This window comes from Chlamydia caviae GPIC (assembly GCF_000007605.1).
Classification (GTDB): Bacteria; Chlamydiota; Chlamydiia; order Chlamydiales; family Chlamydiaceae; genus Chlamydia; species Chlamydia caviae.
On record NC_003361.3, the window covers coordinates 753,689 to 773,337 of the forward strand.

Consider the following 19,649-nt stretch of genomic DNA (forward strand, 5'->3'; position numbering starts at 1 on the left):
TACAGAAACACCTTATGAAAAAGCAAGAAAAAATACGTTTATCATCTCTGTTTCAAAGACTTTTTATTTTAGTACTTTTCCTTTCTCCATTCCCCGCTTTTACTGAAGCCCCCCTTTCTCTAAAACAAAATATTTTTCGTGCTCGAACTGGTGACTATGCCGTTTTCAGCAAGGGAGTTCAAAAGTTTTTTTTATTTGTAAAATCTGTATCTTCCGACACAGTGTGGATAGAGATGACAGAATTCCCACACCTATCTCAGCAAGATCGAGCTTTAGTACAAAATAAACCGTGGAAGAGCTTAATTCATGAGCTACATTCCCCCAGAAGAGTTTTTTTAATTTCTCTATCAAAAAAAGATATTGATATCTTTTGTTTGAACCCAAAAACTCATCAACTGCGTCGTTTACAACCAGAAGATCTTCCTATCTTCTCCACGCTCTTACAACTCTCTTTAAATGAAGCTCCTAATCATTTAATAAAAAGACAGGGGAAAAACCAAGATCCGTGGTCACCTAGAATTACTATAGAGGGAAATTGCTCTCTTAAAACACCTGCCCAAGCTTGGCATGCAAATTGGCCTAAAGATTCTTCCGTGCTATCAGGGAAAAATGTACTCATGTATTTCACAGCTTGTGAAATCTCTGCGTTCCCCTTATGGACTAGCATAGAGACTCCAAAAGGAACTGTTGTTTTAAGAACTATTGATGTAGGTCATGACGCTTCATCTTCCTATTCCTACATTCTTCCTGACATTAACGAGTAAACTAGAAGGACAAAACCTATTCCAAAATAATTTCCAGATGTTTTTATAGATTAATATTTGAAAAAACACGAATTTTTAAGCCCATCTAGAAAATATTTTTGATTGAAAAATCTAATACAGTAAAATAGCGCTCAATGCTTTTTTAGATATTCTAGTTTTAGTGTTTAAAATATGCAGTGAAGCTTTATTTTAGGTGCGCTAAATATAGCCTCACAATTTCGATCAGGGAAGCGCCCTTTTCGAGCCCCTCATTTTAATATGAGGATATTCAAACTCAGAAAGACATTAAGGGTTTCACTAGGCATCTTCATGAGACATCGGTATTCCTTAAATAAAAGTCGTCAAATACTTCATACGACTTATAAATTACTTAAAAGCAAAAAACTTTCTCAACATCCCGACTCTCAAAAAGAATTGCAAACATTACTAGAACAACTTGAAGAGGCTATCTTCCAACAAGATCAGGAAACAGCCAGCCAACTTGCGGAGCAAGCTCAACAGTTCAGTAAACGTTATCCTGCTTCTTTTGCTAAGAAATCTTGGGAACTCACCAAAGCAATTCTATTCGCTGGTTTGGTCGCTTTCCTTATTCGGCAATTTTGGTTTGAACTTTATGAAGTTCCTACTGGGTCTATGCGTCCAACGATTTTAGAACAAGATCGCATGATTGTTTCTAAAACAACTTTTGGGCTGCATTTCCCTTTTAAGAAAAAACCTTGGGGATTTCGTCCTGAATCCATTACTCGTGGCGGGCTTGTAGTCTTTACTGTTGGGGATCTCCCCATCCCAAATTCTGACACCAAGTACTTCGGATTCATCCCTGGGAAAAAACGTTATATTAAACGTTGTATGGGAAAACCTGGAGACACTCTTTATTTTTATGGAGGGAAAATTTATGGGATTGATAAAGACGGGGCCGTAATTCATTTTCCTCATACTTTTGGTCTTGAGAATCTCTATCACGTCCCTTACATATCTTTTGATGGCTCTGTAGAAATCGTAAATAACGATAAAACTACCGTCCTCTTTAAACAAATGAATCAATCGTGTGGAAAAATTTCGCTACCCCAGGAAGGGCCCTACGGCAAGTTCTTCTATAACGATTCTTGGCATAATGACGTCCCTAATGCGTTAAAAACTCCTCATACATCTCCAGTTAGCTATGCTGATCTTTTTGGCATGGGAAACTACGCTATGGTACGCATCCTTAACCATAAACAAGCGAGCTTATGCCATGCAATCTCAAGTCCAGCAGCTCACTATTTAGAGATTTGTCATACTCCCAATGTTTCTTATCCTGCACCGCATCTTCAGCACTATAATAATCAGATCATTCCTACCATACAACCGATGAAAACGCTTCTTCCCCTACGTCAGGAGCATATTCATCTTATTAGGAATAACCTCACTACATCACGGTTCATTATTTCTGATGGTGTTGCTTATAAATACCAACCATTTGCGACTGGAGCAGAGAGTTCAGCAAAACTTTTTGCCCTCCCGTTCCCAGGTTTAGATAACGGTTGCTATGAGTATTCTAAAGGGGAAGCATACAAAATAGGTTTCGGAGGGACGCGTTATAAGCTCAAGTCAACACATCCATTAATGCAGCTAAACGATAGCCAGGTAATTGACCTATTTAATTGTGGCATCAATTTCAGCTCATTCTTTATTCCAAAAAATCCCAAATACAATCCTTTGCCAAGTCGCTATGCATTTTATAATCAAGGAAATCTCTATGTTATGGATTCTCCTATTTTCATTAAAAATGACCCTGCTTTGCAAAAGTTCGTAGAGTCAGAAAAAGCAAAACAAGAAGCCTCTTCAGAAGACCGGCCTTATGTAGGTTTTATTGATCGAGGTCCTCCTCCCCAAAATCTAGAACAGTTCTCAGAATTCATTCATAATTTTGGAATACAAATTCCTGAAGGTCATGTGTTAGTTTTAGGAGATAATTATCCTATGAGCGCAGATAGCCGTGAATTCGGTTTTGTTCCCATAGAAAATCTTTTAGGATCCCCCTTGTGGATTTTCTGGCCTTTGGGACATTTTGGACATTTAAAAAATGTTCCTGCCCCAACCACACTACCTGGGTATTTAGTCAATAGTCTAGCTTTAGGATTCTTTGTTGTTATCTTCGGACATATGTATTACCAAAGACGCCGCCGTCTATTTCCGAAAAATGACAAAAAGAAATAAAGAAGATTCTCTATTTTACAGAGAATCTTCTTTATCCATGAAGAAATGGTATATCTTAGTTTGCTTTAGAAGCTACTGTAAGAGCAATAACTGTGGGATGACCATTGATATCCCACTCCTCACCCTCAACACTATCTTTAAACTCAAATTGAACAGTTAATGTCTCTTCGCAGATATAATCTTCGTAATGTAAAAACGCCTTCTCAACATCTTCTGATGAGTGTATCTGCAAAAGAATGCGATCAGAAACATGCAATTTATGGTTGCGACGCATTGTATTAATTTTATTCACTAATTCTCGAGAGATTGCCTCAACAATAAGATCTTCAGTTAACTGACAATCAAGAACTACCGTAAATAATGAAGAACTTCGAGCAACATATCCAGGATCTGTTTCCCAAGAAATTACCACATCATCTATACCCAAAGTGATCTCTTCAAAACCTAAGTTGAGAAGGAGATATTGTTGTTTTAGCAACTGCTGTATCTGATCTTGAGAAAGATTGCTTAAAGCTCTTTGCACATCCTTTATTTTCTCACCAACCTTTCTACCTAATGAGCGGAAATTAGGCTTCACAGTTGTTTTTACGAAGCTTGGAGTCTCTTTATAAAATACAATATTTTTTACATTGAGTTCTTCTGCAATGAGTTGCTCAAACGAAGTTAATTCATCCAAACGATCTTTAGGACCTACAATATAGAAATTCGCTAAAGGTTGACGTACTTTTAACTTATGTTCCTTACGTAGAGAATGGCCTAAACCTACAATCTCACGAGCATCGCTCATGCGTTGTTCTAAATCCGGGAACACTTTAGCAAGATCTATATGAGGGAAATCACAGAGATGCACAGACTCTGCAGAATGTTCAGTTTTAATCTGTTGGTAAATATCTTCAGAGATAAATGGGATAAAAGGAGCAATAACTCTACAAAAAACAGTAAGCACTTCATATAGTGTAGCAAAAGCTGCTCTTCTATCTGGAGTATCTTCAGATTCCCAAAAACGTCTACGACAACGACGGATATACCAATTTGTTAAATCATCAATAAAGGTGACAAAAGGATTTACAGCAGTATTTAAATTGTAAGAGCTCATGCTCTCACGAACTTTACCAACAACAGTATAAAGATTAGAGAGGATCCACCTATCGATCTCACTATAGGTTATCTCTTCTTTATCATAATTATCCGCATCAAAACCGTATAGATCCGTATAGGTTTTGAAAAATGATAATACGTTTGTTAAAGGTAAAAGAATTTGTTTAAGAATAGATTCAACGCCCTTATCAGAAAACCGCAAATCCTCAGCTTTAACAACAACACTATCCAACAAATATAATCGTAGGGCATCAGCTCCATAGGTATTCATGATTCCCATAGGACTAGGATAGTTATTTAGCCTTTTGGACATCTTATTGCCATCTTCAGCTAAAACAATACCGTTCACTATCGCATTTTTAAATGCTGTCTGATCAAATAGGGCTGAAGAAATCACCGTGAGGGTATAAAACCATCCTCTTGTCTGATCTAGACCTTCAGCAATAAAGTCCGCAGGAAACCCAGCTTCCGTCTCCTTCTGATTTTCAAAAGGATAATGATTTTGCGCATAAGGCATAGCGCCTGAATCAAACCAACAGTCAAATACATAGGGAACTCGTTGGAAAGTCTTTCCTTCTTTTTCAACTTTTAATTGATCAATAAAATGACAATGTAAATCAGAGATCTTCTCTCCAGTAAGCTCTTCAAGCTCTTTTACAGAGCCTATAACTAAGATTTCTCCCTCTTTACTTTTCCAAATAGGAATCGGGGTTCCCCAATAACGGTTCCTACTAATAGCCCAATCTCTAGCACCATCTAACCACTTACCAAAACGCCCTTCCTTAATATGCTCAGGCACCCAGTGTATCTTCTGGTTAGCTCGCAACATTTTATCCTTGATCTTCTCAACAGAAACAAACCAAGAGTTCACTGTTTTGTAAATTAATGGGGTGTCTGTTCTCCAACAGAAAGGATAACGGTGCATTACAGTCCCGTGATAAAAAACCTTTCCTAGGTTTTTTAAAGATTTGATAATTCCTTTATCACAACTCTTAATGTATTGGCCTTGATATTCAGGAATCTCTTCGGTAAAGCAGCCGTGATTATCCACAGGACACACTATAGGCACGTGATGTTCTTTACATACAAAAAAGTCCGCTTCACCAAATGCAGGAGCCATGTGGACAACCCCTGTACCTTCGCTCTCTTCTACAAATGAGCCAGAAAGAATTTTGTAAGCTCCTTCTGCACGTTTATGTTCAAAAAAGCTAAAGGGAGGTTCATAGCTCTTCCCTACTAAAGCTGTCCCTAAAAAACTTTCTAAAATTTCATATGAATCTGGATCTGAAAACCATCGAGATAGACATCCCTGGCCTAAGATCCATTGTTCTCCAGAAACCTTATCTGCAACACGTACATAAGTAATTTCTGGACCTACAGCAGCTGCCATGTTGGACACCAATGTCCATGGCGTTGTCGTCCATACTAATAAAGATGCAGGGTCTCCGTGCAAAGCAAACTTAATCACTACGGAAGGATCGTCTACTTCTTTATAATTCTGCCCTGCTTCAAAATTGGATAAAGGTGTGCCTAATTTTGTGGAAAAAGGAACAACTTTCACACCTTCATAAACTAAACCTTGATCATAAAGAGAACGGAATACCCACCAAACGCTTTCCATAAATGAAGCATCCATGGTCTTCCATGTTACAGAAAAGTCTACCCAACGCCCCAGGCGATGCACATAGCGTTCCCACTCATCGACATAACGAAAAACAATCTTTCGACATTCCTCATTAAACTTAGCAACACCAAAATCCTCAATAGCTCCTGGCGTGGTAAGATCTAAAGATTTTTCCACTTCATATTCTACAGGAACACCGTGACAGTCCCATCCAAAACGTCTAGGAACATAATATCCATCCATAGTGGCGAAACGTCCGACAACATCCTTAATTGTCCCGGCAAGAAGATGACCATAATGAGGCAAGCCTGTAGCAAACGGTGGCCCATCATAAAAAGAATACAGAGTCTTGCCTTCTCTATTTTTTAACGATTTTTGAAAAATATCGTGTGTTTTCCAAAAATCTAATATCCTCTCTTCTCTGTTAGCAAGACTTTCCTTGCTACTTTCGCCTTCTGTATTCATGCTTTAGCCATTGAGTGCGTATAGATATAAAATCACTCCAAAAATAAAGATTTTCCAGGTTTTCGTCCACCCTACCCTCAAATTTGAGAAAAATTCTCCTTCTCTTGACAACATTTAAAATAGAAGGATACTTGAGTTGCGCAAAAGCGAAGAAAAAATTAAAATATTCTCTGGGGGTGTATAGGTTTCGACTTGGAAATGAAGTGTTAATTGCATGCGGAGGGCGTTGGCTGGCCTCCTAAAAAGCCGACAAAACAATAAATGCCGAACCTAAGGCTGAATGCGAAATTATCAGTTTCTCTGACCTCACCGAGGAAAGATTAGCTGCTTAATTAGCAAAAGTTGTTGTCTAGATAACCTCTAGATAACCCGGTGCTCATAGACTCCACCAGAGGTTTGTGAAACACCGTCATCTATCTGGTTGGAATCTACCTTCTCTAATTCTCAAGGAGGTTTATTCGAGATTATTGAGAGTCGTTGGCTTCCATAGATGTTCTTAGCTGAGGAAGTTCAATGTATGATTACTAGGGACTAAGCATGTAGAGGTTAGCAGGGAGTTTACTAAGGACGAGAGTTCGAGTCTCTCCACCTCCATTTTTCTTCAATTATTAGACGCTGTCTTAAAACTTAAGCCTTTCTTTTTCAAGAAGATGAAGTAATTTCTTGAAAGGCACGCTAATTTCAATCAACATCTATCGAAAAACTTATTTTTGCAGTATAGTTTTCCTCTAAATCACACAATGACAAGCTTGAGTAAAGTATGAAAATCACAAAAGATGCGGTTTTAATCATCAATCACCAACACTCTCCAACCGGTGGATTAGATCATTATTTTGAAAAAAATAAGCAACATGTTGTTCAGAATCCATTGCATCGTTCGTGTTTGGAATCTTTGGTGAGCTATTTACCAATTTTCAGTACTTTTACAGGATTACGGGCGTTATTAGGGATTTCCCGTGTTGAGGCAGCTGTGCTTCTTCCAACAGGAGGCTATAGCGAAGTATGCACAATTTCCCCTTGCTGGGACATCAACGAAGCTTTACCTACGATTCGCAAGAATGCTTGGTTAGAAATCTTCGGAATAAAAGGTCTTTTAACCATTTGCAAAGTAGTTTTCAAAGTTCTTCGAGTAGCGGTTAATTACTTTAAAAAAGTCTGCGGTTATGTAGAACCCACATTTGTTGATATTAACCCTAAGCAACAACTTATGCTCCCTTTAAAGTCTGCTGAGGAAGAAATCAAAGATTTCCTAGGCTAAGAACTATAAAATAGTTGCAGCGGCAGCAGCAAGTTCAGAGCGTTCTGTACGCGTCATGAACATATGACCATAAAGAGATACATGATGAAACTTACCCACTAAGTAAGTAAGGCCATTAGAATTCTCATCGAAATAGGGACTATCGATCTGTGTAGGATCCCCTGTCAGGACGATTTTCGTTCCTTTTCCCGCACGAGAAATAATCGTTTTAATCTCATGAGGTGTGAGATTTTGCGCTTCATCAATAATCATAAAGACTTTTGGCAAAGAGCGTCCACGAATATAGGTCAAAGCCTCCATCTCTAATTTCTTAGCATCCATTAAAGATTGTAGGACCTCTGAAAAATCCCCCATACCACTAATGTTAAAAAGGAATTCCATATTATCATAAATAGGTTGCATCCAATGTAAAAGCTTTTCCTCCTTAACTCCTGGGAGGAATCCAATATCTTTCCCCATAGGAATGATAGGACGACTTACCAGCAACTTATTGTAATTCCCTTTATCAAACACCTGATGCATAGCTGCAGCTAATGCTAAAATCGTTTTCCCAGACCCAGCCTGTCCCATAAGAGTAACTAATTTTATATCGTCTAACAAAAGTAGATCTAACGCACACTTTTGTTCGGTATTTAAAGGTTTTATTCCCCAAATTTTATCTGGAAGAGGTTTTAAAGAAACAATTCTTCTCTCTCGTTCATGATAACGACCAAGAGCAAAATAGTTCTCTCCTCCTGAAATAAAAAAATATTCATTAGGCGATGGAGCTATATCCAAAGGGATATCTAAATATCCGTTGGTATAAAAGCTCTCCACATCAGATGCCGACACACTTAATTCACGATAACCCCGGTATAGCGATCTAAAAGAGAATCGTTTATTTTCATAATCTCTAGCTTCTATTCCTAAAGCCTCAGCACGCACCCTACGCCCTAAACTCTTGGTCACAAAAATCATCGGCTCGCGTTGTGCTATTACTTGAAGCAGCTCTAATGTAAGAAGTTTTCGACGTTTTTCATCATTAGTTAAATTAGCAATTGAAGATACTTCTATACGCAACTCACTCCCATTCGGAAGAAATATTCCCTCAGAAGGATTCGTAGAGCGTTCAAGTAATAAACGGATATTACTCAAAGCTCGAGAAGCATTTTTCGCTGACTCATCGCGATCTTTAGCAAATGCTTCCAACTCCTCAATTACAGTAAAAGGAATAATAATTCGTTTATCCTCAAAAGATGATAGAGCCTCAGGATCATAAATAAACACACTCGTATCAATGACCATTGTTTTCTTCATTCAGCTAACTCCTAATGAAACAGGGCTCCCACCCTAATAAAATAATGAAAATACTTAAAATAAGTACTCAAAAAATCTGTACTTATATTGACAAAACTTTATTAGAAACTTCTTGACCCTTTTATATAATTCTAAGTAAAAAAAACTCTATTCTTATTCTTATAAAAAGAAAAATTGCTTAACGTTTTCAAGAAGTTAGGTTGAATTTAGCAATCGATAATGCTAATTGCTAATTCAATTGTCAAAAAAACAGAGCTGCTCTACAATGACGTTAAGCAATGACAGTAGAGTTTACCCACTGGAGGTCGCCATGAAAGTGAAAATTAATGACCAATTGATTTGCATCCCTCCCTATATTTCTGCACGATGGAATCAAATAGCCTTTATCGAATCTCAAGAAGGAGAAGTTAAGGGTCAGGCCACTCTCAAACTACATTTAATTGACGGCAAGCTCATTTCCATCCCTAATCTTGATCAATCCATTATTGATATTGCTTTTCAAGAACACCTTCTCCATCTAGAAGCTTCTCAAATGATTCGAGATGAATCTGGTCGTGAAGATGATAAACTAGGCATGTTGATCAATGTACTTCAGCAATTATCTAAAGATACTGACGTGCAAATATTTTCACATAAAGGTCTGATGTCTCCGCTATTTTCTGGAGCCAGCCCTATGGAAATGATCCTACAGCATACTCCAGAACATAAAGACCATCCTGATGCGCCGGCGGATATCTTAGAAAAAATGGTGATGGTGATTCGCACTTTAGCAGGAAACAATCCCAATGTTCTCCCTAAAGCTGAGCCTCATTGCAACTGTATGCATTGTCAAATTGGCAGAGTAATTAGTGAAGAAGAGGACGCTACTGTTTCTGAACAAGATTTATCTTTCCGCACATGGGACATTAGTCCAAGCGGGAACAAATTGTATCTTGTTACTGATCCACTAAACCCAAATGAGCAGTTTAGCGTATATTTAGGAACGCCTATCGGATGTACATGTGGACAGTTAAATTGCGAACATGTAAAAGCAGTTCTCTATACCTAAAGCTTAGTCGAATTTTCTCGGTTGGTAAGATAATTGACTTTTTCATTGCAGTCGATATAATCTTTTTTCTAGGGGTCGCTTCCCCTAGAGAGCTAGGTCACATCCTTGTATCGATTTCTAATGTGAACACATTGTAGGAGTAAAGCATGCGAACGCTATCGATTTCTATGCTTTTATTTACCATCGGGTCTGGAATAAGTTCAGCAAGTTTACTTGCCGCTCCTTCCACATCAACGACATCTGTTGCGCAAATGGACAAGTCTTCCTTTGCTCCATTTACGGGAGAGATTAAAGGGAATCGTGTGCGTTTACGTCTAGCTCCTCATGTAGATAGCTCCATTATCAAAGAACTGTCTAAAGGCGATTACATTGCTGTTATAGGAGAAAGCAAGGATTACTATATCGTTGCTGCTCCTGAGGGACTCAAAGGTTATGTATTCCGCACCTTTGTCTTGGACAACGTTATTGAAGGCGAGCAAGTGAACGTACGTCTAGAGCCCTCTACATCAGCTCCCGTGCTTGCACGTTTGTCCCGAGGCACACAAATTGAAGCAACACCGATTCAGCAACAAGGAAAATGGTTGGAGATTGTTCTACCTAGCCAATGTGCTTTCTATGTTGCAAAAAACTTTGTTTCTCAAAAGGGATCTATAGATCTTTATAAACAGAGAGAAGGTCAGAAAAAAATTGCTTTAGATTTACTCGATTCTGCTGTGCAGTTTGCTCAAGATGAGCTGAAAAAAGGTTTGGATTTAGTCGATTTAGAAGCAATTTATAAGAAGATTAATCTTGTACAATCTGAAGAATTCAATGATGTTCCTGGCTTGCAGCCATTAATACAAAAAGCTTTGGAAGAGATCCAGGATACCTACCTAGCAAAATCCTTAGCAAATCAAGATAAGGCTATTGGGAAGCAACAGGCATCTAGTTCGTCTGATACTCTCTCTACCCCAGAAAGACCTGCTACTACCGGATCCTTATTATCTCGACATATTCGCAAACAAACGGTAATAAAAACTTCTCCAAAAACTCAAGGCAGAGAAAGTCTTGAGTATTCTTTGTTTAAGATTTGGGCAAGCATGCAGCCTCAGGAACATGCTAAAAAGCTGACTCAAGATGCCTTCTATGAAGAAGAGAAGAAGAAAAAGAAGACTTTCGTTGGAGAGCTCGAGCTTTATCCCCATGTCGTAAAGAATAATCCTGGCGACTATTTGCTGAAAGATAAGGAAAATACTCTAGCCTTTGTCTACGCGACAAAAATAGACTTAGAAAAGTGGGTAGGAAAGAGAGTATCTGTAGAGTGTTTACCTCGTCCAAATAACCATTTTGCTTTTCCAGCTTATTATATTATCGACATCAAAGAAGTTGTTTCGTAAATCACTCTTTTATGTTTACTTTCAAATTGTCAGAGCTTGAATATGCAAGACAATGTGAAAGTAAAGTTTCTCCTGCACTTCCCTAGTGTTGAATACGCTGATTTCCCAAAGCCTCTCTAACACTTGCAGGTATCTTCATTATACAAAGGAAGATTCTTTAACTTTGACCAAGAAGCTGCCCAAGGATTTTTACACAATTGTAAAAAACTCTGAAACACGAAAAAGGCAGCCTCTACTCTTAGAAAGGTTTGTAAGCTGAAGAAGCTTACAAACCTAAAACAGGAAGCGTGTTATAAAAATCTTCTAAACGTTTTTAATACACCGAAGGGAAATCTGTTTTCCCTCTGAAAACACGATAGACGTAGACACCATAAGCTATAATCAACGGTAAACCTACCAGTACGATTACCAAAAGACTTTGCAATGTTTTCGTGCTGGCCGCCGTATTGTAAATAGTGTAGCTATTCTCAGGGCTTACTGTAGAAAATAAGATATTTGGGAAAATCAAAGTCACTGTTGATAATATCAACAGAAGTAAATGCAACGAAGAATAGAGAAAAGCAGAACCATAACGCTTTTTAAATACGCAACTTCTAGCTGCTAAGCAACTCCCCAAAGTCATAGAAAATAACAATATCAATACAGGGTATGTAGGGACTCCGGCAAAACTTCCCACTTGGAAAGAATATCCATTTATTTGCGGTATCATAGCTAGCGTAGCGCCAATTAGAAGAAAATAAACGACCAAAAATGCTGATATAATATAAGAGAAACGCTTAATAATCCGTTGTTGTAACTCCCCTGCGGTCTTCATTAACACGAAAGTTGCTCCATGGATTGCAAAAGCACTAACGACAAGAGCACCACACAATAGAGCGTAAGGACGGAAAAACAATATCCAAGATAAGGAAGAATACGGAGTCGTAGGAGATATAGGTAATCCTAGGATCATATTCCCCACTAAAACTCCGAGAAAGAAGCTAATAGCGATCCCCGATACACAGAAAACAACATCCCAGAAAGCTTTCCATTTCGCAGATTCTGCCTTACTACGAAATTCTAAAGAGCATCCTCGAAAGATATAAAGTAAAACTAATGTCCATATTGGCATGTAGAAAATAGATAATAATGCACCGTAGGCCGGCGGAAACCCTGCCATAAGTCCACCAAAAATAATAATGAGCCATACTTCATTACCATCCCAAACAGGCCCTATGGAATTCAGTAGCGTACGGCGTTCTTCATCAACGCGAGATATGAAATAGATCGTACTTAAACCTAAATCAAAACCATCCCCTAACGAATAAGCAAAGACTGCAACTACTAGTATAGCATACCAAGCTATCGGCAACAGTGAAGCTAACGAAAAATCCATGACTATACTTCCACCTCATTAAGATCGTTTTGATCGGGTCCTCGTTGTATTTTCTTCCATAGAAGAAAGAGGAATAAAGATAAGAGACAAACAAACACTATACTAAATAAAATAAGAGTCTGAACAACCTGGCCTCCCCGTATTATAGGAGAAACAGCATCGCTAGTTTTTAATAAACCGTAAACTATCCACGGTTGTCTTCCCATTTCTGTAGCAAACCAACCCACTTCATTACATACCGTAGGACAGAGAACGGATAATGAGAGTACAGATAAAACGAAAGATTTTAATGCCCAACGCCTTTTCTTATAAACACACCAGGTAATGACTGCCAAAAGAACCATCAATCCCCAAAGCATAACCATTAAATGGTAGAATTGGAAAACCATCTGCACATTAGGCCATTCATCTTGTGGTGTTTGATCTAAACCAGCAACTGGAGTTTTAGTATTCCTATGCACTAAGAACGAAAGAGCTCCAGGAATAGGCAGGCCTATAACTCTCTGATTCTTTACATCAACATAACCGAATAAATAAATGGGACTATATTCTTCTGTTTTAAATAACCCTTCAAAAGCTGCTAATTTCGTAGGTTGATTTTTAGCAACACCACGAGCGCTAACATCTGCGGACCATAATTGTAAAATAAGTAAGACAATCCCAGTAATCGCGCCTAATTTTAACCCCTGACGAGCAAATTCTACATGGCGTTGTTTACGCAAATAATACGCGCTCACACTAATCACAAGGAAAACACCTGATAACCAAGTTCCCAATACAACGTGAATAAAACGCTCTATACTTGAAGGAGAGAAAACTACTTGCCAAAATGAAGTCAGCATAGGGACAAGCTGTCCATTATGCATGGCCATTTCATAACCCGAAGGCGTTTGCATCCAAGAATTGGCACATACGATCCAGAAAGCACTCATATGAGCTCCTAAAGCCACCATACAAGTAGAGAAAAAATGCATTTTTTTAGAAACTTTATGACGTCCAAATAACAAAACGCCTAAAAATCCCGATTCCAAGAAAAAGGCGAAGATACCTTCGCTCCCTAAAAGGGTTCCAAAAACATTGCCATTGTACTCAGAAAATCTCGACCAATTTGATCCGAAAGAAAAAATCTGCATGATGCCAGTGACTACTCCAACAACAAATGTTAAAGCAAAGACACCAATCCAAAACCAGGTCATCTGTTTATAAATATTCTTCTTCGTAACTAGATACAAGCCCTCCATTAAAACAAGCATCATACTGAGGCCCATACTCAAAGGAACAAACAAGTAGTGAAATGCAATAAATAAACCGAACTGTATTCTAGATAAAATCTCCGTGTCCATATGCCCGCCAGGAATCTGAGAACAAATAAAAAAGCTGTAATGTGAAGTATATAACAAACTATTGCAACTATAAAATACTTTGCTGTTAACCTTTTTCTCTATATGCTACAGTATTATATTACCTTCTTTTAGAAAGCAGTCGCTTGCCTTTAGGGTGAGAATTTCTTCGAGTATTCTATTCTAGGAAACTAGTAAAGCTATGCCCATAGATATTACTTACTATACGACACCCTTGTTAGAAATTATTCTGATTTGGGTAGTATTAAATTATCTTCTGAAGTTCTTTTGGGGAACTCGAGCCATGGACGTTGTCTTTGGTTTGCTTGCCTTTCTTTTTCTATTTGTCTTAGCAGATAAGTTACATTTTCCTATTATCCGACGATTGATGTTACATGTTGTCAATGTCGCTGCCATCGTCGTTTTTATTATTTTCCAACCAGAAATACGCTTAGCCTTATCACGTGTACGGTTTCATGGGAGGAAGTTTGTTATTGATCTACAAGATCAATTTATTGAACACCTCACCTCATGCATCTATCAGATGTCCGATAGGCAAGTTGGTGCTCTTGTCGTTCTTGAAAATAAAGATTCTTTCGATGAGTTTTTAAGTTTTTCTTCAGTAAAAATTAATGCGGACTTCTCAGAAGAACTCTTGGAGACGATTTTTGAACCCTCATCTCCCCTCCATGATGGAGCAGTAATTCTCAGAGCAGAAACTATAGCCTATGCGCGTGTTGTTCTTCCTCTAGCACACGATACAACACAGTTATCACGTTCTATGGGAACGCGTCACCGAGCGGCTCTAGGAGCAAGTCAACGTACCGATGCGTTGATTATTACTGTATCTGAAGAAAATGGCTACGTATCGTTATCTCGTGATGGGATTTTGACACGTGGAGTGAAAATGGACAGATTCAAAGCTGTATTGAGAAGTATTCTTGCTCTTAAAGAACAAAAACGTAAACCCTTTAGCTCGTGGATTTGGAAAAAATGATCGATTTTCTTTCTCGTTTTTTCATGCGCAACTGGCTGAGAAAAGTGGTGTCTTTAGGGTTTGCTATCATCATTTGGATTCTCGTCGGACAAACAGTAACCATTACCCGCACATTGAATAACATCCCTGTGCGTATTGTTGATCTTGATCCTGATCAAACGGTGTTGGGATTGCAAAGCAATGGTCTATTGGACAAGAAGGTTTCATTAACCATCGTAGGAAATAAAAGTACTGTTCATGATCTTCGTCCTACAAACTTGGAAGTAGTGATTAGCGCTACGGGACATACGGAAAGCTGGATAGCTGCCATTGATAAGTATAATCTTGTTAGCCTTGATGGTGAGATGAATATCCGTAGAGATATTCAAAGTGTCTCTGCTGATGATATTTTTATTTGCCTGACACAATATGTTACTGAAGACGTTACGGTGACGATTACAACTCCTGTAGGAAGTCCACCTAAGGGTTATGAATATTTAGACGTTTGGCCAAAATATCTTATCCAAAAAGTCAGCGGTCCTAAAGAATATGTAAATGCTCTTAAGGAACAGGGATTAGAGCTCACCTTTAATCTCAATAAGGTATCTTTTGAAGAATTGGAGAGAAATCGGATAGCCCAAGGGAATCACGATGAGATTATCTTTCCTATTCCTGAAGAATGGAAAAAAATTCTTATTCCTTTTGGCAATACCAATACCTATGAAAATCTTAATGATCCTCAAGCAGATTTCTTACGCTTACTCTTTTTAAAACAAGAACTCATTCCTCTAAATCTTAACCTCCCTGTTTTACTTTTCTTCCCTGTAAAATACAGCAACACCTTCAATCCTCTAGCTTATACTTTAGAAGCTTCTCACCCTATTATTCTTAACCAAGGCATCTATCAAATCAATATTCCCCTCTATGCAAAAGATGTCAGTAAGCTTTTCTTAGATGTTGTGAAGAATAACATTGCCTTAGCTGTGGTTATGGCGCCACCACATGGGAATAACTCTGTAAACTGGGCTGTAGAATTTATAGACGAAAAGACTCTTGAAGACACCTTTGTTCAAGCTATCATGGCTCAAGAACATGGGATTCTCCATGATTTCGCTTTGATTGACGAAACAGGGATTCGCCATCGCTTCCGTGAATATTTAAGAAAGCTTTCTTTATTCGGGAAAGATGGATCTCCACTGCACCTTTCTGCGGAGATTTCCCATAACAAAGTGATTATCCATTCAAAATCTAGGGAAACCTCAAAGCTAATTCAAAAAGAGTGGTAAAGCCCTGAAATCTATACCACTAGATGTTTGTAACTAGAAGCTTGTGTAGTTAATAGTAAAAACTATAAAAACAGTTGGAAGAGTTATCGAAGCCTATAGTGTCGATGATAGCCGCTCATTCAACTGATGAGCGCGATCTATTATAAAATACTACCTATTTGCTCCCAATCTCTTGTTATATTGTATGGGTAGGGATTCTATATCATGTTAAAGAGCATACGTCGCGCGAAACAAACTATCCTTGATTCGTTCGTTTACTATTTAGGAATATCGTTCATCAGTATTTTTAAACATATTCCCCGCTCTCTTCTATGTTGTTTTGGAAGAGTTTTAGGCACTATCGTTTTCTATACCATCTCTGACTACAGGAAAACAGCACTTACAAATTTAGCCCTTGCTTTTCCCTATAAGTCTTTTAAAGAGAGAAAGCACATTGCTAAACACTCTATACAACATGTGATGATTACTGTTTTAGAGTTATTAGCTGTGGAGGGATTAATAGGGAATATAGATAGTTTAATTTCAATAGCAACTGAGGAAACCCATCCGGAAGGATTCTGCGGTGGCGACGTCCTGACACAAAAAGAATTGGCAGATACATTTTCCAAGCTGAATGAAAACGAAGGGATTATTTTATTTTGTGGTCATCAAGCAAATTGGGAACTTCCTTTTCTTTTTATCACTCGAGATTATCCTGGTTTAGCATTTGCAAAACCGATAAAAAATGCCCGATTAAACAAAAAAATTTTTTCTCTACGGGAAACCTTTAAAGGGAAAATTATTAGCCCAAAACAAGGCATACATTCTGCCCTTCAAGCTCTACAACAAGGACACATTATTGGTATAGTTGGTGATCAAGCATTACTCATATCCTCTTATGCATATCCCTTATTTGGGCATGAAGCTTTCACAACAACATCTCCAGCACTACTCGCCTATAAAACAGGAAAACCGGTAATAGCCATAGCAGTGTTTCGTCATGAAAACGGGTATAGAATTGTTCCTAGTAAGAAGTTTTATGCTGATAAATCTTTACCCATCAAAGAAGCCACCTCTTCACTGATGGACAATCTCATGGGATTCTTAGAAAAAGGTATAGCGCATAAGCCTGAACAGTGGATGTGGATGCATAAACGATGGAAACGAAAGCTCTTCAGCCATCTGAAAAAGAGACATGCCTATAGCCATATTCTCGTTATTGCCAATTACGCTACTCTGGGAAATTTTCAGGGATTCCTTACGGATCTTGCCGATCTGTATTCAGGGGCTTCACTAACATTAGCTTTAGAAATCCCAACGAATGAGAAGATCCCTACCGACGATTTCCCTCAATACACTATAAAAGAATTCTCATCTCTTGAAGCTCTACACACCCTTCCTAATAGCTTCCCCGCTGTTTTTGATCTTGTAGGGCTCCCCAAAAACCTACACAAACATTTTAAAACAACAGGTTCCAAGACTCTTTATACACAAAAAACACTAGAAAGAAAGCTTCTCCATCCACAAGCATCTTTAATTACCGCATTAAAGAATTTCTCAAAAAAATCTTAAAGGGAAGTAAAAAATTTTTTTGTTTTTTTTCCCAATTTAAGAGAGAATGCTCTTTGTTATTTTTAAATCAGAAGAATTTTATGTGCTTAACAGGATGTTTAGGGTCTACATTTGAATGTACTCTTAACTGTATTTGCTTTTGTAAAGACTCTCAGAAAAACAAACGTGCTCTTGCGTTGATTTCAGCATTAGCATTAGCAGTATTAGCAATAGCTGCCGTTGTTGTTTTCTCATTAATCTGCGCTGGAACTATCCATGTTCCCGATACCCTATGGGGAATCAGTAAGTACATTCTAACACCGATACTCCTGGTCATAGCGCTTATCACAGCTTCACTATCTGCAGGATGTTTTAAAGCTAGAAATCGCTTTATACCTATTTAAAATGAGAAGCATCAGCTTATTTAGCTGATGCTGTGATGATATCATTTACCGTTGTTAAGGTAAGATTATTAGTATCTTTCATTTGAGCGCCACGACTCAAAACTAAAATCTTATCATAATTTGATAAAATTCCTCTTTCGATTCCATAAATACAAGCTTGATGTCTCCATACTGCACGGTCTGACTCTTGCGTAAGCATAGGATAGACTCCCCACTCTAAAGCAAGCCTGTAATACACAGATAGATTTGGTGTAACAGCAATAATTGGAAAACGCGGACGGTATTTAGAAAGGAAAATGGGTGATCCTCCGGATTCCGTGTAAACGATAATGGCTTTAGCATCAGCTTTCTCAGCAATTTGAATTCCTGATAAACCTATAGACTTAAGATAAGGGGATACCTTAACAGCACATTCACTATCGCTAAGTTCTAAGAAAGACTTATAATTAAGATTTTTTTCTGTCTCTTGAATCACAGAACGCATAATTTTCACAGCCGCGACAGGATAACTTCCCGAGGCCGTTTCCCCAGATAACATTACTGCTGAGGTACCATCATAAATAGCATTAGCAACATCAGAAACTTCTGCTCGTGTCGGTAAAACATTGCGAATCATAGATTCTAACATTTGCGTAGCGGTAATGCAAAAACGTCCCATTTCACGAGACATCTTTGCCATAAACTTCTGTAAATTAGGGACCTCAACAACAGAAAGCTCAATCCCTAAATCTCCACGGGCAATCATAATCCCATCGGAAGCTTTAGCAATCTGAGAAAAATTCTCTACTCCCAAACGATTTTCTATCTTAGCAATAATGGGCATATCCGGACGGCCAGCATCTGCTAAGCACTTGCGCATACTTTCGATATCCTCAGCATAACGGACAAAAGAAGCAGCAATAACATCAACGCCCTGCGCAACGCCAAACTGAAGATCATTGATATCCTTATCCGTCATAAAAGGAAGAGCTAAATCAATTTCTCTTATGCTTAAAGACTTGTGCGACTTTAATTCTCCAGAGTTAATAAACTCTAATTCTAGATGATCCTCACCAACAGAGGTCACAACAGCTTGAATATAACCATCGTCTATCAAGACATCAACACCCTCACGCACATAAGGGAAAACACATTGAGGATGTAAGGTAACGCCACCTTCGGCAGATCCCTCTACCTCTTTTCCTACTAAGGTAATTTTCTGACCTCGAGATACCTGAATTGGTGTGGGAATATTCCCTAAACGAATTTCTGGACCCTTGGTATCCAACATAATCGCTAAAGGAGCCCCTTTCTTTTCTCGCAATTCCTTAAGAAGACGAATTGTCTCACCATGACTTTCATGAGTACCATGACTAAAATTCAACCTAGCAACATTCATACCCGCATCTAAAAGCTTCTCAAGCATTTCTGGAGTGTTTGTTGCTGGACCTATAGTACAAATGATTTTCGTTCTTGCGATCATATTTCCCTAATTTCTCAAACCAATCAAAAACTTATTTACCTTATAGCTAACATGAATCTCTTAGTACAAAAATAATTTAAAAGATACTTAAGCAATAGCTAACATGCTTCGCTACACACGACAGAATACATGATTCAATCTTAATTTG

At 38.2% G+C, this 19,649-nt stretch carries 14 protein-coding genes and 1 other RNA gene; 10 read left to right on the forward strand and 5 right to left on the reverse strand.

Annotation, left to right across the window (positions count from 1 at the left end; genetic code table 11):
* Positions 1–14 precede the first annotated feature (14 nt).
* On the forward strand, positions 15–764 hold the full coding sequence (locus CCA_RS03325; protein WP_011006619.1) for a hypothetical protein: 750 nt from the start codon (positions 15–17) through the stop codon (positions 762–764).
* Between the two features lie 309 nt (positions 765–1,073).
* Positions 1,074–2,963, forward strand: coding sequence for a signal peptidase I (gene lepB / locus CCA_RS03330; RefSeq protein WP_011006620.1), 1,890 nt, complete (start codon positions 1,074–1,076; stop codon positions 2,961–2,963).
* 55 nt (positions 2,964–3,018) lie between these two features.
* On the opposite strand, the gene ileS is transcribed toward lepB, so the two are convergent.
* Complete coding sequence (gene ileS, locus CCA_RS03335) at positions 3,019–6,150, reverse strand: isoleucine--tRNA ligase (protein ID WP_011006621.1); 3,132 nt, start codon at positions 6,148–6,150, stop codon at positions 3,019–3,021.
* A 172-nt stretch (positions 6,151–6,322) separates the two neighbouring features.
* On the opposite strand from ileS, the gene ssrA reads away from it, so the two are divergent.
* Positions 6,323–6,747: a transfer-messenger RNA gene (gene ssrA, locus CCA_RS05260) on the forward strand.
* A 163-nt stretch (positions 6,748–6,910) separates the two neighbouring features.
* On the forward strand, positions 6,911–7,408 hold the full coding sequence (locus CCA_RS03340) for a hypothetical protein (RefSeq protein ID WP_011006622.1): 498 nt from the start codon (positions 6,911–6,913) through the stop codon (positions 7,406–7,408).
* Between the two features lie 3 nt (positions 7,409–7,411).
* Here the strand turns inward: CCA_RS03340 and CCA_RS03345 are convergent, their stop codons facing one another.
* Positions 7,412–8,704, reverse strand: coding sequence for a PhoH family protein (locus tag CCA_RS03345; RefSeq protein ID WP_011006623.1), 1,293 nt, complete (start codon positions 8,702–8,704; stop codon positions 7,412–7,414).
* A gap of 310 nt (positions 8,705–9,014) precedes the next feature.
* Between CCA_RS03345 and CCA_RS03350 the strand changes: the two genes are divergently transcribed.
* Together CCA_RS03350 and CCA_RS03355 are read left to right on the forward strand one after the other, a co-directional pair.
* Complete coding sequence (locus tag CCA_RS03350) at positions 9,015–9,752, forward strand: hypothetical protein (protein WP_041462221.1); 738 nt, start codon at positions 9,015–9,017, stop codon at positions 9,750–9,752.
* A 146-nt stretch (positions 9,753–9,898) separates the two neighbouring features.
* Positions 9,899–11,128 carry an SH3 domain-containing protein gene (locus CCA_RS03355; RefSeq protein ID WP_011006625.1) on the forward strand — a complete coding sequence of 410 codons (1,230 nt, stop codon included), beginning with the start codon at positions 9,899–9,901 and terminating at the stop codon, positions 11,126–11,128.
* Positions 11,129–11,441: 313 nt separating this feature from the next.
* On the opposite strand, the gene cydB is transcribed toward CCA_RS03355, so the two are convergent.
* Positions 11,442–12,503, reverse strand: a complete 1,062-nt coding sequence (gene cydB / locus CCA_RS03360) for a cytochrome d ubiquinol oxidase subunit II (RefSeq protein ID WP_011006626.1) — start codon at positions 12,501–12,503, stop codon at positions 11,442–11,444.
* A gap of 2 nt (positions 12,504–12,505) precedes the next feature.
* Positions 12,506–13,846: a cytochrome ubiquinol oxidase subunit I gene (locus CCA_RS03365; RefSeq protein ID WP_011006627.1), complete on the reverse strand. Its 1,341-nt coding sequence runs from the start codon at positions 13,844–13,846 to the stop codon at positions 12,506–12,508.
* A 199-nt stretch (positions 13,847–14,045) separates the two neighbouring features.
* Between CCA_RS03365 and cdaA the strand changes: the two genes are divergently transcribed.
* From cdaA to CCA_RS03385, 4 genes are all read left to right on the forward strand, one after another.
* Entirely contained in the window at positions 14,046–14,840 is a 795-nt protein-coding gene (gene cdaA / locus CCA_RS03370) for a diadenylate cyclase CdaA (protein ID WP_011006628.1), read from the forward strand.
* Positions 14,837–16,105: a CdaR family protein gene (locus CCA_RS03375; RefSeq protein ID WP_157850891.1), complete on the forward strand. Its 1,269-nt coding sequence runs from the start codon at positions 14,837–14,839 to the stop codon at positions 16,103–16,105. Before cdaA ends, CCA_RS03375 begins: the two co-directional genes overlap by 4 nt.
* A 204-nt stretch (positions 16,106–16,309) precedes the next feature.
* Positions 16,310–17,656 carry a lipid A biosynthesis lauroyl acyltransferase gene (locus CCA_RS03380; protein WP_011006630.1) on the forward strand — a complete coding sequence of 449 codons (1,347 nt, stop codon included), beginning with the start codon at positions 16,310–16,312 and terminating at the stop codon, positions 17,654–17,656.
* Positions 17,657–17,736: 80 nt separating this feature from the next.
* A complete protein-coding gene (locus tag CCA_RS03385; protein ID WP_041462222.1) occupies positions 17,737–18,039 on the forward strand; it encodes a hypothetical protein in 303 nt (100 codons plus the stop codon).
* Positions 18,040–18,055: 16 nt separating this feature from the next.
* On the opposite strand, the gene pyk is transcribed toward CCA_RS03385, so the two are convergent.
* Positions 18,056–19,501, reverse strand: a complete 1,446-nt coding sequence (gene pyk, locus CCA_RS03390; RefSeq protein ID WP_011006632.1) for a pyruvate kinase — start codon at positions 19,499–19,501, stop codon at positions 18,056–18,058.
* Positions 19,502–19,649 lie beyond the last annotated feature (148 nt).

Bases quoted from the DNA above. Each gene is read 5' to 3' on its own strand.
- CCA_RS03325 (WP_011006619.1), top strand. From the start codon at position 15: ATGAAAAAGCAAGAAAAAATACGTTTATCATCTCTGTTTCAAAGACTT.
- lepB (WP_011006620.1), top strand. From the start codon at position 1,074: ATGAGACATCGGTATTCCTTAAATAAAAGTCGTCAAATACTTCATACG.
- ileS (WP_011006621.1), bottom strand. From the start codon at position 6,150: ATGAATACAGAAGGCGAAAGTAGCAAGGAAAGTCTTGCTAACAGAGAA.
- CCA_RS03340 (WP_011006622.1), top strand. From the start codon at position 6,911: ATGAAAATCACAAAAGATGCGGTTTTAATCATCAATCACCAACACTCT.
- CCA_RS03345 (WP_011006623.1), bottom strand. From the start codon at position 8,704: ATGAAGAAAACAATGGTCATTGATACGAGTGTGTTTATTTATGATCCT.
- CCA_RS03350 (WP_041462221.1), top strand. From the start codon at position 9,015: ATGAAAGTGAAAATTAATGACCAATTGATTTGCATCCCTCCCTATATT.
- CCA_RS03355 (WP_011006625.1), top strand. From the start codon at position 9,899: ATGCGAACGCTATCGATTTCTATGCTTTTATTTACCATCGGGTCTGGA.
- cydB (WP_011006626.1), bottom strand. From the start codon at position 12,503: ATGGATTTTTCGTTAGCTTCACTGTTGCCGATAGCTTGGTATGCTATA.
- CCA_RS03365 (WP_011006627.1), bottom strand. From the start codon at position 13,846: ATGGACACGGAGATTTTATCTAGAATACAGTTCGGTTTATTTATTGCA.
- cdaA (WP_011006628.1), top strand. From the start codon at position 14,046: ATGCCCATAGATATTACTTACTATACGACACCCTTGTTAGAAATTATT.
- CCA_RS03375 (WP_157850891.1), top strand. From the start codon at position 14,837: ATGATCGATTTTCTTTCTCGTTTTTTCATGCGCAACTGGCTGAGAAAA.
- CCA_RS03380 (WP_011006630.1), top strand. From the start codon at position 16,310: ATGTTAAAGAGCATACGTCGCGCGAAACAAACTATCCTTGATTCGTTC.
- CCA_RS03385 (WP_041462222.1), top strand. From the start codon at position 17,737: ATGTGCTTAACAGGATGTTTAGGGTCTACATTTGAATGTACTCTTAAC.
- pyk (WP_011006632.1), bottom strand. From the start codon at position 19,501: ATGATCGCAAGAACGAAAATCATTTGTACTATAGGTCCAGCAACAAAC.